We start from the raw sequence: 12,838 nt of genomic DNA, 5'->3' as shown, positions 1-12,838 counted from the left end.
TGCAGCGTAAAAGCAGCTTCTGTCGTTTGCACCCACGAATCTCTACGACTTTAGATCCCTTTCAGGAAATTTTTTAAGGGTTCATGAACGGATTGCGCAACTTTCGAACCGACAATCATGCCCACATGGCCGGTTTCGGGTTTGAGAATGCGCGCCTGAGGGATCTGCTGCGGCAGGGCCTCGGCGTTTTGCGGCGGCGCGATCAGGTCGTTCGCCGCACAGAAGCTCAGCGTGGGACAAGCAATGTCCGCAGGTCTGACTGGCCCCCCCATCAACGACCACTGGCCAGCGGCCAGCATGTTGGTCACGTGCCAGTCGAGGAGGACTTCCTCCGCCACGCGGGGGGCGACCGTGACGGGATCGTTCAGCCAATCCTCGACCGCAACAAACAGGCCCGCCTCGGACGAGCCTTGGTCCATCCGGGCGAAACGCGCGAATTTGCGGCGCGCCAATCCGGGGTCGAGCGTTGCGAACAGTGCCTGCATCAGGTCAGACGGAACCACCCCGAAAACCTGCGCCGCCGTGCGGAAAAAGACCCGCAACGTGCCGATCTGCGGGCGGGCGGTATCCTGCATCATCCGCACCATCGCAGAGGCCGCCGCACAATTCCACGGTGTGCCAAGGGTCACGAGCGCGCGCACGTCGTCGGATCGTCGCACGGCGGCTGCGACCGCCAGCGCCCCGCCCATGCAGTACCCGATCACCGGAACCGGACCGCCTGCAAGAACCCGGGATATGGCCAGCGCGGGACGCAGCCGCGTATCGGCATAATCGTTGAGGGACAGGGTTTTCTCGACCTCTCCCGGTACGCCCCAATCGAGCAATAATGGGCGGTAGCCGTCCTCGACCAGAGCGCGCAGGAAGGACCGTTCCGGCGTGATATCCAGAATGTAGGACCGGTTGATCAGCGAGGGCACGATCAATACCGGCTTGCCCCGACCGTTGCCGTAATCGCGCAGCGTGGTTGCACCCTCCGACCACAAAACGGCCGTCTCATCGTCGGGGCGGCGCCAGGGGGCCGCCCGCCACATCTCGATCCCGCGCAGCATCGCGTCCAGCCGGTCCATTTGCACATCCAGAGGCACGCCCGGTTGCACGATGGATTGGGCAAGGTGCAGCGGCAATGGCACCGGCGCCGCCGCGCGGAAGTCCGGAGGCGTTCCGGCGGACGGGTTTCGGACAGGTTCGGCGCTATGTGACATCGACGCGCTCATAGCACGACAGCACGGCAGCGCGCGTGCGAAATATGCGTTGCGATGCGAGGGTGCGGCGCACTATGGTTTTCTAACGGCACCTAAGACCGCACCGGGGAGCGATACGATGGCGAACAAGAACGTTGATCCGGACCAGCCGATCATCATCAAGAAATACGCCAATCGGCGGCTCTATAACACATCGAAATCCAGCTATGTGACGCTGGAACATCTGGCACAGATGGTGCGTGACGGTGAGGATTTCGTGGTGAACGATGCGAAATCCGGGGACGACATCACGCGATCCGTCCTGACTCAGATCATATTCGAAGAAGAAGCGAAGGGGCAGAACATGCTGCCGACCAATTTCCTGCGACAGTTGATTCGCCTGTACGGGGACACGCTTCAGGGGTTCGTACCGGGCTATCTTGACGCGTCGATGGACACTTTTTCGCGAAATCAGGAAAACATGCGCGCCCAGGTCCGCACGGCGTTCGAGGCGAACCCCGCCATCGCGAATTTCGAGGCGATGACGCGTTCCAACATGGAATGGTTCGAGAATACCATGCGCATGTTCACCCCCTTTGCCACTGCGGTGGCACCTGCACCCGATACCGCCGACTCGCCCACAGAAAAGGCGAAGGATGTGGAGCTGGACGATCTCAAGAGCCAGCTTGCCAAGATGCAGGAGCAGTTGTCCGAGTTGGTCCGAAAATCCTGATTACATCGCGGCTTGTGCGATATTTGCCGTGATCCAGTCCGGGTGTTGCCGGGCCGGGGCGAACAGGTGACCTTGCAGGAAATCGACGCCCAGATCGGTCAGGCACTGCGCCTGTTCCGGGGTTTCTACGAACTCCGCCACGGTGAACATCTCGAAATGGCGGGCAATATCGACCAGCGCCTTGATCAGGCAGCGGTTGTCGGCATCATTCTCGATCCCGCGTGAGAAGAAGCCGTCGATCTTGACCCCATCCAGTGCCAGATCGCGGAATTGGCGAAAGGCCGTATGGCCCGCACCGAAATCGTCCAGCACGACCGTAACGCCCAGTGCCCGCACCGTGCGTGTGAACGGAACGGTTATGTCGGGGTCTGCCACCGCCAGTTCGGTCATTTCCACGATCAGGCGGTCGGTCAGATGGGGACGGTCCGCCACCTCACGCTGAAGCAGGTTGATCCAGCCGGGATCGGTCATCGTTTGCAGGCCGACATTGATCGAGACGCGCAGTCGCGGCCGGTCCTCCAAAGTTCCCAGCGCGTGGCGCAGCACATAGCGGTCCAGTTGCGGCCCGCGCCCCGCCTGCTCGATCACGGGCAGGAATGCGCCGGGCATCAGCACCTCACCCCGTTCCAGACGCAGGCGCGCCAGCCCCTCGAAAAAACCGATCCGTTGCCGGGGTCCGCTGCGCAGGATCGGCTGGAAGGCAAGCTCCGTCCCGCCGGCGGCCAGCGCGTCGAGGATCATTCGATCATGCGAATCATCAAAGGGTTTCTCGTCCAGCCGCGCCTGCATCTTCTCGCCCCTTTCCGAGTTCGACTGTATGTTCTGACAGCGTTCTGAACGAATCGTTAAAGGGTGAAATGATGGCTGAACGCTGTTCGTGGTGCGGAACCGATCCGCTCTATATTGATTACCACGATACCGAATGGGGTGTCCCGGTTCGTGACGGGCGCGACCTGTGGGAAAAGCTGGTGCTGGAGGGGTTTCAGGCCGGTCTGAGCTGGATCACCATCCTGCGCAAACGGCAGAGCTTTCGCGCCGCCTTCGACAATTTCGACCCCTACCGCATCGCACGATATGATCAGAGTGACGTGACCCGCCTGCTGGGCGACGCGGGAATCGTGCGCCATCGGGGCAAGATCGAGGCGACGATCGGCAACGCCCGCGCGTTCATCGCCATTGAGGAGCGGGAGGGATTCGCGTCCTTCATCTGGTCGCATGTCGATGGCGACCCGCAGCAGAACGCCCCCCGCACGATGGCGGATGTGCCCGCCGAAACGCCGGTGAGCAGACAGCTTTCCAAGGACCTCAAGAAAGCAGGGTTCAAGTTCTGCGGCCCGACCATCGTTTATGCCTTCATGCAGGCATCGGGCATGGTGAACGACCACGTGCGCGACTGCCACCGGGCCGAGGCTATCCGCGCGGGGAGCGAGGTCTAGTCCGCCGCGATGGCTGCTGCAATGATCTCACGCGCGGGGGCGTCGTTCCAATGGGCGCCGCCTTGCAGACGCGCGATTTCGCGCCCCTCACGGTTCATCAGAATGCTGACTGGCAGGCCCAGAACGCCCGCGCGGCGCGACAATTGCCCCTGCGGATCCAGCAGGATCGGCAGGGTTTCGATCTGCTCCTCCTCGAAGAAGGCCCGGATCCCGCTGAGGCTGTTGCGCCCGCTGGCGATGGTCACGACCTCGAAATCCTCACCGCCCAGATCGGCGTTGAGCGCGTCGAGATCGGGCATTTCCTCACGACAGGGGGCGCACCACGTGGCCCAGAAGTTCACCAGAACGATCTTTCCGGCATAATCGGCCAGGGTATAGGCATTGCCCTCGGGATCGGTGAACGTCTCACCCGGCAATTGCTGCGGTTCGGCGTGGACGTCCAGTTTGCGCATGTCATCGCGGCGGATTTGTTCCAGTTGCGATGCGCCCTGTGCGACAGCGTGGTTTGCCATGCCGCCAAAGCCTGCGTAGAACAGGCCCGAGAACAATCCAACTGCGGCCAGCATCCTGCCGCCGCGTCCCGTCATCCAAGCGCTCATCCCGCCATACTCCCCGTTTAGAGGCCCCGAATGTCCGACCAGAACACTGGAACCAAATCGTCGAATGCCATGTGGGGCGGCCGTTTCGCCGACGGCCCCGATGCGTTGATGGAGGCGATCAATGCCTCCATCGGATATGACCGGCGACTTGCCCCGCAGGATGTCGAGGGTTCACGCGCCCACGCCGCCATGCTGGCCGCCACCGGTATACTGACGGATAGCGATGCCGAGCTCATTCGGGAAGGGCTGCTCACGGTCTTGTCAGAGATCGAGGCTGGAAACTTCGCGTTCTCCACCGCGCTCGAAGACATCCACATGAACATCGAGGCACGGTTGAAGGAGCTGTTGGGCGAACCTGCCGGGCGTCTGCACACCGCACGCAGCCGCAACGATCAGGTCGCCACGGATTTCAAGCTGTGGACCCGCGACCAGTTCGACGCGATGGATGCGGGGCTGACCGCGCTGATGAAGGTCTTCGTTGCGCAGGCGGAGGCCGGGCCGGACATGGTGATGCCGGGCTTTACCCACCTGCAAACCGCCCAGCCCGTGACATGGGGCCACCACATGATGGCCTATGTGGAGATGTTCGCCCGCGACCGCAGCCGCGTGCGCGATGCCCGTGCGCGCATGAACGAAAGTCCGCTGGGGGCGGCGGCACTGGCGGGCACCGGCTTTGCCATTGATCGCCACATGACGGCAGAATCGCTGGGCTTCGACCGACCCTCGGCCAATTCGCTGGATGCGGTCAGCGACCGGGATTTCGCGTTGGAGTTCCTGACGACCTCCTCGATCTGCGCCATGCACCTCAGCCGCTTCGCGGAGGAGCTGGTGATCTGGGCGTCGGCGCAGTTCCGGTTCGTGACGCTGAGCGATCGGTTCTCCACCGGGTCATCCATCATGCCGCAGAAAAAGAACCCCGATGCGGCCGAATTGCTGCGCGCCAAGGTGGGCCGCATCGTCGGTGCGACCGTGGCCCTGCTGACCGTGATGAAGGGGCTGCCGCTGGCCTATTCCAAGGACATGCAGGAGGACAAGGAACAGGTGTTCGACGCCGCCGATTCCATGATGCTCAGCCTCGCCGCGATGACCGGCATGGTGGCGGATCTGCGCCCCAACGCCGAGGTGCTGCGCGCCGCTGCGGCCTCGGGCTTCTCCACCGCCACGGACCTTGCCGACTGGCTGGTGCGTGAGGCGAACCTGCCGTTTCGCGATGCGCATCACGCGACGGGTGCGCTGGTGAAAATGGCGGAGGAACGCGGTTGTGACCTTGCCGACCTGACGCTGGACGACATGCAGTCCGTGAACCCGTCGATCACGGCGGGCGTTTTCGACGTGTTGACGGTCGAGGCTTCGGTGGCCTCGCGCATCAGCTATGGCGGCACATCGCCCGAGCGCGTGCGCGAACAGATCGCCCGGTGGAAGGAGGCCCTCGCATGATCCGCATCCTGATCGTCGCGGCCCTGCTGACAGCCCCCGCCGCCTGCGGGCGCAAGGGCGACCCGCTGCCACCGTCCGAAGCCTCCACCGCGTTGGGGGCGCAGGTACAGCCAACCGACTGATCCCGAGCGCCGGCGGTGTTTGCTTGCAATGCGCGGGGCGCGTGGCTAGGTCGGGGCGCAATCGAAATTCGGAGGGCGAGATGTCTGCGCTGCGCATTACCTATCTGATCCTGACACTGGTGGGGACGATCCTGCCGATGGCGTATTTCCTGCCTTGGCTAGCGAAAAACGACTGGTCGATGGCGGCGATGATCGGCGCGTGGAATGTCTCGGATGCGACGACCGGCCTGGTCTACGACCTGAACGTCACGGCGGCCGCCCTGATCATCTGGATCGTGGCAGAGGTGCGCGTGCGCCGCGACTGGTCGTCGCTGGTGGCGATCCCCGCGATCTTCTGCATCGGGGTGTCATGTGCATTGCCCCTCTACCTCCTCCTGCGATCACGCGGGCAGGACTGAAAGGCGCTGCGACATGGACCATTTTCTGTACCGCGACGGTGTCCTGCACGCCGAAGACGTCCCCCTGACGGAGATCGCGCGCAGCGTCGGCACGCCGTTCTACGTCTATTCCACCGCGACGCTCGAGCGTCACTTCAAGGTGTTCGAGGAGGCGCTGGCCGGTCTGCCGCATCTGATCTGCTATGCGATGAAGGCAAACTCCAACCTTGCCGTCTTGCGCATCATGGCGCGGCTGGGCGCGGGGATGGACGTGGTCAGCATCGGTGAGTATCGCCGTGCCCGCGCCGCCGGGGTGCCGGGTGAGAAAATCGTATTCTCGGGCGTTGGAAAAACCGCCGAGGAGATGACCTACGCGCTGCAACACGGCATCCGCCAGTTCAACGTCGAGAGCCTGCCGGAACTGGAGCGTCTGTCCGCCGTGGCCACCGCCCTGGGCAAGGTCGCGCCGATCACAGTGCGCGTGAACCCCGACGTGGATGCGAAGACCCACGCCAAGATCGCGACGGGCAAGTCCGAGAACAAGTTTGGCATCCCCATCGCCAACGCGCGTGACACCTATGCCCGCGCCGCCGCCCTGCCGGGGATCGAGGTTGTCGGCATCGACGTTCATATCGGCTCGCAACTGGTCGATCTGGCTCCCTACGAGGCCGCGTTCGGCAAGGTCGCGGAACTGACCCGGCAATTGCGCGCCGATGGCCATACGATCAAGCGGCTGGATCTGGGCGGCGGGCTGGGCATACCCTATGTCCGCGCGAACGAGGCCCCGCCGCTGCCCTTCGATTACGGTGAGGTCGTGCGCCGCACCGTCGGTGATCTGGACTGCGAGATCGAGATCGAGCCGGGCCGTCTGATCGCGGGCAATGCCGGACTGCTGGTCAGCGAGGTGATCTATGACAAGACCGGTGCCGACCGGTCCTTCCTGATCGTGGACGCGGCGATGAACGACCTGATCCGCCCCGCAATGTACGAGGCCTGGCACGATATCGTTCCGGTCAACGAGCCTGAGCCGGGGTTGGAGCCGCACCGCTACGACGTGGTCGGCCCGATTTGCGAGAGCGGCGATACCTTTGCCAAGGGGCGCGATCTGCCGGGTATGGCGGCGGGCGACCTGATCGCGTTCCGGTCCGCCGGGGCCTATGGTGCGGTCATGTCATCGGAGTACAATTCGCGGCCCCTGATACCTGAGGTTCTGGTCAGCGGCGACCGCTTCGCCGTGGTGCGGGCGCGTCCGACATTTGAGGAAATGCTGGCCCGCGACACGGTGCCCGACTGGTTGCAAGACGAGGGCTGAGCCGCCCTCGCGATCACGTCATCGCGGGTGACGCTGCCGGACGCTTGGCCATCGGGCGGCAAGACGCTACCTTCCATGGCGAAGGGAGCATTCATGCGCCAGACCGATCGCCAGCCTGAACACGAGCCCGATCCTCAGTTCGACCCGCTGCACGCCTTTCGCGGACGCCTGCGCGCAACGCGTCTGGTCATCGCGGCGGAACGGGGGGCGCGGGCCTTCTGGCCGGTCAGCACATTGTTGTTGGGCGGCTACGCGGCGTTGCGATTCGGGGGCATCGCCTGGATGGCGGGGCATGCCGGCCTGTGGCCGGTCGTCGCCGGATTTGCTCTCGTTGTGGTGTTGTTGATCGCCTTGGGTTTGCGCCGCTTTCGCTGGCCCACGACCGGCGATGCGATTACGCGGCTGGATCGCGGCACGGCCCGAAACCTGCTGACCACGCTGACCGACCGCCCCGCCATGCCCACCGATCCCGCGCAGGCCGCCGTCTGGTCCGCGCATATGGCACGGGCGCAGGCTGCGGCGCAGGGCGTCGGCGTTCCCGCGCCGAACCTGCAAGTTTCGCGTCAGGACCGCTACGCATTGCGGCTGGTTGCGGCAACGGCTGCGATGGCGGGGGTGCTGTTCGTGCAGGGCACCGATCCGGGAGGTCTGGGCAAGATCGGCGGTGCCCGCGCCGCCGGACCTACATTCGAGGCCTGGGCCACCCCGCCGTCCTATACCGGGCTGCCCACCATCTATCTGACCGAGCGTGAGGGCGATCTGCTGTCCCTGCCCACCGGCACCGAAATCGCCCTGCGTGCCTATGGTGAGGGTTTCGAGCTGGATCACAGCGTCGGCAGCGACGGTGCGCTGCGTCAGGTCGCCCCCGGCCTGAACGATGCGCGTCTGCTGTTGCAGGAGGACGGCGCGATCACGCTCAGCCGGGGCGGGGCGCAGCTGGCCAAATGGAATTTCTCGGTCAGTGGCGATCAGGCCCCGACGATACGGTTCGATGGCGACGTGACCCGCGCGCGCGCCGGAGCGACCGAGGTTCCCTTCGCTGTCGCGGATGATTTTCAGGTTGCCTCCGCCAGGATGATCGTCACCCGCGATCTGGATGCGGTCGAGCGGCGACATGGCTTGATCCCCGATCCCGTGACGCGCTCTGATCTGACCGTCGATCTGGATCTGCCCTCGCGCGATCAGGGCAGCGGGGCTGAGGTCTTTACCCGCGATCTGTCCACACATCCATTTGCCGGGCTTCCTGTCCGGATGGTGCTTGAGGCGACGGACGGCGCAGGCCAGACCGGGCGCAGCGAAGTGCGCGAACTGGTGTTGCCGCAACGCGCCTTTTACGATCCGCTTGCCCGTGCCATTGTCGAGCAGCGCCGCGACCTGCTTTGGGCTCCTGAGGAGAACATCCGCCGTGTCGGTCAGTTGTTGCGTGCGGTCTCGTATCAGCCGGACGAACTGAACACGCCCGACGGGGTCACGGACGCCCTGCGCGACAGCATCGCCGCGATAGATACCGCCCGTCAGGGCATCCCGACATTGGAGCAGATCGACACTCTGGCCCAGCATCTTTGGGACATCGCGCTGATGATCGAGGACGGCCGCCTTGCCGATGTCGCCGCTGAAATGCGCCGCGCACAGCAGCGGTTGAGCCAAGCCTTGCAGGACGGCGCCAGCGACGCCGAGATCGCGGATCTGATGCAGGACCTGCGCGAGGCGACGCGTGAGTATATGCGCGAGATGGCCGAGGCCTTGCAGAACGATCCGGACGCCCAGCAACGCGCGCAGGAGCAGGGCGATGACGGGATGGAGGTGAGCCGTCAGGACATTCAGGATCTGATGGACCGCATTCAGGAACTGTCCGAAAACGGCCAGCGTGAGGAAGCGCAGCGCCTGCTCGATCAACTGGCGCAGATGATGGAAAACATGCAAATGACCCTGAACGGTCAGGGACAGGGCGGCGAACCGCAGCAGGGGGGCGAGGGCGGCACAGGTCAGGGCGGTGTGCAGGACACCTTGCGACAACAGCAGGAGCTTGCCGACCGTTCGTTCGAAGAATTGCAGCGCCAGTTCCGTGAGGGCCCCGGTTCCGAGGGCGGTTCGGGGCTGGAGGGTCTTGCCGAGACGCAGGAAGCCTTGCGCGACATGCTCGAAGGCTCGGATGATGGACAGGGCAGCGCCGAGGCGCAGGAGCGTCTGGATCAGGCGGAACGCAACATGGCCGATGCCCGCGATGCGCTGGAACGTGGCGACGGGCGCGGGGCCCTCGACAGTCAGGCTCAGGCGATGGATGCATTGCGCGAGGCACTTCGCGCGCTGGATAACGAAGGCAACGATGAGGACGCCCCCCCGCGTGAGGGCGATCCCGCAGCGGAAGCCGATCAGCAATCGGCAAGCCGCGACCCGCTGGGCCGGCCGACCCAGAACGGTCAGGCCCTGCACAGTGGTGAGGATATGGTCCCCGAGGGCGGCTCCATCGGGTCCGCACGCGATCTGCTCGACGAAATCCGGCGCAGGTCAGGCGACCGCGACAGAACGGTGGAGGAGCGCGACTACCTGCGCCGCCTGCTCGACCGTTTCTGAAGGGTCAGCCGTTCACAAGGGCCGCGATGGACGCCCGCAACGAGTTGATGGTGGAAACATAAGCCTCCAGCGCCGGCGCGATGGGCGGCAGGGCGGCGGCCAGATCGGCCGCCAGAAAATAGACCGCCGCCGCGATCAGGGCGAGCATCAGTGCCATCACGAAACCCAGACCACCTCTGCCACCGGTCGTCGGGGCGGTCTGTTCGTGTGGTGCGCGCCCATCCTCCGGCGCATTTTCCTGCGGCACATTGTCGTTCGCAGCCGCAGGAAGCGTGGTGGCAGGTGGTGGGGTGGCGCCAGGTCGCCCGGGTCGCGCAGGACGTGCGGTTCGCGGGGCGGCAGGCTCCACCGGATGATCGGATACCGGATGCGCGCCAGGGCGGCCCGAGCGTTGTGGACGGGCGCGCGCCGGGGGGAAGGGCGTGACATCGGAAGTTTCCGGCTCGATCCGCGCGGCAGGCGGAGGCGCCAGAGCGTCGGCATCCCCATCGGGCTCCGCCTCATGTGTCAACGTCGCTGCGGGCTGCGATGGCTCATCAAGGATACGGCGCAGATCGTTCAGAACCGAATCCGCCTCGTCAATCTCGCTTGCGGGTTCCTCAATCAGGGTTTGTGACGTCGGTGGCGTTGCGTCCGACTGGCGGGCGGCCCGCCTTTCGGCGCGGCGCGCGCGCATCGCCTCGAACGCGGCATCGGCCCCGGCGCGGATCGTATCGCTTTGCGGCACCGGCGGAATGCTGAAATCGGTGGATATGTCCGGTTCCTCGGGCTGCGCGGCAGGTGGATGCGGTTCGTCGGCATATTCGTGCTGCATCGGCGCTGGAGTCGCGTCGATCGTGGGGCCGCTGTCGGTGCGTTCCGGCTCGCCCGCGTTCGTCGCCTGATCGGCGGGCGCTTCCGCAGGATCCTGACGGGAGGAGACCTGTCGCGACAGAAGCGAGCGCAATGCCTCGACGTCGAAATCGGAGGCCCCGGCCATATCCGGCTGCTCCTCCTCTTCATCGAGGTCCATGCTCAACCGGTCATCCACGGCATATTCTTCGGCAGTATCAGGCACAGCTTCGGGTGTGGAATCGGGCCGCTCCCCCAAGGCATCGGAAATGGCGCTGGCGATCTCCTCCGGCGCCGCGAAGTCCGGGGTGATCATTTCGGGAGTCTCATCCGGGGAGTCCGGCGCGGCCGAATCCTGCGTGCTCACGGGTCGCGTGGCGGTCCATTCGTTGTCGCAAACACCACATTGAACCACGCGGCCTGTTACCGGAACATCGGCATCCGCAACTTCGTACTGGGTTGCGCAGTTCGGACAGATCAGGCGCACGTCATTCCCCCGGAAATACTGTTTCAAGCCGGTCGCCCCCCTCAGGATCAACCGCAATGACGGACATTAACCCGCAATTCCGACGGTGCCTAGGCCCCAACCCCCGTGCCGAACTATTGTTCCCGCGATACGCATCTGCAATGGTCCGCAAGCAACGGTTTGGGGGAAGAACGTGATCGGTTTCGAGCAGGCTGGCTTCAGCTACGGGCAAGATCGCATCCTGTCGGATGTAACGCTCGACATCGCGCCCGGGTCCTTCCATTTCCTGACCGGCCCGTCGGGAGCGGGCAAGACCACGTTCCTCAAGCTGTGCTATCTGGCGCTGCGACCCACCGACGGCCGCATGCAACTGTTCGATCGCGATGTGATGACGTTTGACCGGAACGATGTGGCGCTGACGCGCCGCCGGATCGGTGTGATGCACCAGAACTGCGTCTTTCTGGATCATCTGACGCTGCGCGAAAACGTCGTGCTGCCATTGCAGGTCGCAGGCCGTCTCGGTCCCGAGGTCGAGCGGGATTTGGACGATCTGCTCGATTGGGTCGGCTTGGCCAGTCGCGCCTACGCCCTGCCGCCTGAATTGTCGGGCGGGGAACGCCAGCGGGCCGCCCTGGCGCGCGCAGTCATCAGTGCGCCGGACATCGTGCTGGCGGATGAGCCGACGGGCAATCTGGACTGGGCGATGGCTGAGAGGGTTCTGCGTCTGCTGGTCGAGTTGAACAGGCTGGGCAAGGCCGTGGTGATCGCGACCCATGATATGAATCTGATTCGAACCGCAAAGGCGGACGTGAACGCCCGTGTCCTGCGCTTGGCCCGGGGTCGGTTGCAAATGGCGGGGGCGGACCTGTGAAACTGCATCGCTTGCTTTCGGGCGGGGCGGCGGACGGTATCGTCCCGACCTCCGGCTTCACCGCATGGCTGGTGTCGCTGGTGTCGCTGGCCATGGCGGCGCTGGCCGTGGCGGCGCTGGCGGTCTGCTTCGCCACGGACCGACTGGCCGACAGATGGTCGGCGGAGCTGGCGCGCTCCTCCACCGTGACGATCCTGGCCCCCGAGGGGCAGATGGACGCGCAGGCCGAGGCAGCCCTGATTGCCGTGCGCACGACCCCCGGCATCCAGTCCGCACGGCTGTTGAGCGAGGAGGAGCAAAGCGCCCTTCTGGCCCCCTGGTTGGGCAGCGACCTGACGCTGGACGTGCTGCCTGTGCCCCGCGTCATCGTGATGGAGGAGACGGTCGCCGGCCCCGACGCCGACAGTCTGCGCCTGCGGCTGGAGGGAGAGGCACCTGATGCCGTCTATGACGACCACACCCGCTGGCGCCGCCCGATGGTGGCGGCGGCGCAACGTCTGCGTCTGTTCGGGCTGGGCGCGCTGGGACTGATCGCGCTGGCCACGGCGGGCATGATCACGCTGGCCGCACAGGCCTCACTGGCCGCAAACGAACAGATCATCGGAACGCTGCGCCTGATCGGGGCGCAGGACAACTACATCGCCGGTGCCTTCGTGCGCCGCTTCACGCTGCGGGCCCTGGGCGGTGGGGTGGCCGGAACCGTGCTGGCGGCGCTGGGATTGCTGTTCATGCCCGACATGGCGCGGGAGGCAGCCTTCGTCACGCGGCTGGGCCCGCAGGGCGCACAATGGGCGCTGTTGCTCACCGTGCCCTTGATCGCCGCGGCGACCGCGTTTATCGCAACCCGAATGGCCGCATTCCGCGCGCTGCGTCACCTCGAAGACCGCTGAGGACATTCC

The 12,838-nt window shown here is 65.0% G+C and carries 13 protein-coding genes and 1 pseudogene; 9 read left to right on the top strand and 5 right to left on the bottom strand.

Annotated elements, in window-relative coordinates; translation table 11 throughout:
- Positions 1-50 precede the first annotated feature (50 nt).
- Complete coding sequence (locus H1S03_RS06140) at positions 51-1,202, bottom strand: alpha/beta fold hydrolase (RefSeq protein ID WP_185803638.1); 1,152 nt, start codon at positions 1,200-1,202, stop codon at positions 51-53.
- A 118-nt stretch (positions 1,203-1,320) separates the two neighbouring features.
- On the opposite strand from H1S03_RS06140, the gene phaR reads away from it, so the two are divergent.
- Positions 1,321-1,914, top strand: coding sequence for a polyhydroxyalkanoate synthesis repressor PhaR (gene phaR, locus H1S03_RS06135; RefSeq protein ID WP_185803637.1), 594 nt, complete (start codon positions 1,321-1,323; stop codon positions 1,912-1,914).
- On the opposite strand, the gene H1S03_RS06130 is transcribed toward phaR, so the two are convergent.
- Positions 1,915-2,703, bottom strand: coding sequence for an EAL domain-containing protein (locus tag H1S03_RS06130; RefSeq protein ID WP_221892613.1), 789 nt, complete (start codon positions 2,701-2,703; stop codon positions 1,915-1,917).
- A gap of 68 nt (positions 2,704-2,771) precedes the next feature.
- Here H1S03_RS06130 and H1S03_RS06125 point away from each other — a divergent pair, with 68 nt between their 5' ends.
- Entirely contained in the window at positions 2,772-3,350 is a 579-nt protein-coding gene (locus H1S03_RS06125) for a DNA-3-methyladenine glycosylase I (protein ID WP_185803635.1), read from the top strand.
- Here the strand turns inward: H1S03_RS06125 and H1S03_RS06120 are convergent.
- Positions 3,347-3,937, bottom strand: a complete 591-nt coding sequence (locus H1S03_RS06120; RefSeq protein ID WP_249777829.1) for a TlpA disulfide reductase family protein — start codon at positions 3,935-3,937, stop codon at positions 3,347-3,349. The two genes, H1S03_RS06125 and H1S03_RS06120, sit on opposite strands and share 4 nt — an antisense overlap.
- A gap of 42 nt (positions 3,938-3,979) precedes the next feature.
- On the opposite strand from H1S03_RS06120, the gene argH reads away from it, so the two are divergent.
- The 5 genes from argH (at position 3,980) to H1S03_RS06100 (ending at position 9,771) form a co-directional block, all read left to right on the top strand.
- A complete protein-coding gene (gene argH / locus H1S03_RS06115) occupies positions 3,980-5,386 on the top strand; it encodes an argininosuccinate lyase (RefSeq protein ID WP_185803634.1) in 1,407 nt (468 codons plus the stop codon).
- A complete protein-coding gene (locus tag H1S03_RS17635; protein ID WP_283810344.1) occupies positions 5,383-5,508 on the top strand; it encodes a hypothetical protein in 126 nt (41 codons plus the stop codon). The genes argH and H1S03_RS17635 overlap by 4 nt, the downstream gene beginning before the upstream one ends.
- A gap of 80 nt (positions 5,509-5,588) precedes the next feature.
- Positions 5,589-5,906: a DUF2834 domain-containing protein gene (locus H1S03_RS06110; RefSeq protein ID WP_166189809.1), complete on the top strand. Its 318-nt coding sequence runs from the start codon at positions 5,589-5,591 to the stop codon at positions 5,904-5,906.
- A 13-nt stretch (positions 5,907-5,919) separates the two neighbouring features.
- Complete coding sequence (gene lysA / locus H1S03_RS06105) at positions 5,920-7,197, top strand: diaminopimelate decarboxylase (RefSeq protein WP_185803633.1); 1,278 nt, start codon at positions 5,920-5,922, stop codon at positions 7,195-7,197.
- 93 nt (positions 7,198-7,290) lie between these two features.
- The gene (locus H1S03_RS06100; RefSeq protein ID WP_185803632.1) at positions 7,291-9,771 is read left to right on the top strand and encodes a DUF4175 domain-containing protein; all 2,481 of its coding nucleotides are present in this window, start codon (positions 7,291-7,293) and stop codon (positions 9,769-9,771) included.
- Between the two features lie 4 nt (positions 9,772-9,775).
- On the opposite strand, the gene H1S03_RS06095 is transcribed toward H1S03_RS06100, so the two are convergent.
- Both H1S03_RS06095 and H1S03_RS17760 read right to left on the bottom strand, forming a co-directional pair.
- Complete coding sequence (locus H1S03_RS06095) at positions 9,776-10,969, bottom strand: hypothetical protein (protein ID WP_249777828.1); 1,194 nt, start codon at positions 10,967-10,969, stop codon at positions 9,776-9,778.
- 21 nt (positions 10,970-10,990) lie between these two features.
- Positions 10,991-11,089 (bottom strand): annotated as a pseudogene (locus H1S03_RS17760) (zinc-ribbon domain-containing protein); the annotation flags it as partial.
- A gap of 172 nt (positions 11,090-11,261) precedes the next feature.
- On the opposite strand from H1S03_RS17760, the gene H1S03_RS06090 reads away from it, so the two are divergent.
- Both H1S03_RS06090 and H1S03_RS06085 read left to right on the top strand, forming a co-directional pair.
- A complete protein-coding gene (locus H1S03_RS06090; RefSeq protein WP_185803630.1) occupies positions 11,262-11,939 on the top strand; it encodes an ATP-binding cassette domain-containing protein in 678 nt (225 codons plus the stop codon).
- Positions 11,936-12,829 (top strand): FtsX-like permease family protein, encoded by an 894-nt coding sequence (locus tag H1S03_RS06085; protein ID WP_185803629.1) that lies wholly within the window; start codon positions 11,936-11,938, stop codon positions 12,827-12,829. The genes H1S03_RS06090 and H1S03_RS06085 overlap by 4 nt, the downstream gene beginning before the upstream one ends.
- Positions 12,830-12,838 lie beyond the last annotated feature (9 nt).

It is taken from the genome of Pontivivens nitratireducens (genome assembly GCF_014235845.1).
Lineage (GTDB): Bacteria > Pseudomonadota > Alphaproteobacteria > Rhodobacterales > Rhodobacteraceae > Pontivivens > Pontivivens nitratireducens.
Note: the sequence above shows the minus strand (reverse complement) of the source record. Positions and strands in the feature narration are given on the sequence as shown.